Genomic DNA, 528 nt, shown 5'->3' with positions numbered 1-528 from the left:
GGCTGGATCACCTCCTTAATATGATAAAACGGCATTGAATGCGACTTAAAGTGCCCACACAGTTTGTTTTCAGGAATGATGGCCGAAGCGGTTAAAAACACGAAATCGCCTGCAAAGCGATTGTTGTAGTGTTTTTTACAACGACTTTAAGTTTAACCGGCGTATGTTTGCAAAAAAAGTAAACATGACAGAGAGTAAACAATCGATCTGTTTTTTGCGAGGATTTTTTGTTTAATCGAGGCATGTTTGCGAGCGCGAGAAGGAACGTACTTATGTACGTGACTGAACAAGCGACCAAACATAACGAAGAGTAAACAAAAAAGCCGAAGCAAAAAAGGGGTCGTAGCTCAGCTGGGAGAGCACCTGCCTTGCACGCAGGGGGTCGGGAGTTCGATCCTCCCCGACTCCACCATAACGAGGCCGGCATTCGGATAGTAAAGAGGAAAGCGCATGAGTTCGTGTGTTTTTATCTGGATTATCCAGACGTTCATTGACAATTTGGTAAAGAAAGAAGAGGTAACACAAGCG

General features: G+C 44.3%; 1 tRNA gene. It reads left to right on the top strand.

The features are described 5' to 3' along the window. The first annotated feature begins 336 nt into the window (after positions 1-336). Positions 337-412, top strand: a tRNA-Ala gene (locus ACFORL_RS12365). The last annotated feature ends 116 nt before the right edge of the window (positions 413-528 follow it).

Origin of the sequence: Legionella dresdenensis (assembly GCF_042649825.1) — a bacterium.
In the GTDB taxonomy this organism is placed as follows: domain Bacteria; phylum Pseudomonadota; class Gammaproteobacteria; order Legionellales; family Legionellaceae; genus Legionella_C; species Legionella_C dresdenensis.
Note: the sequence above shows the minus strand (reverse complement) of the source record. Positions and strands in the feature narration are given on the sequence as shown.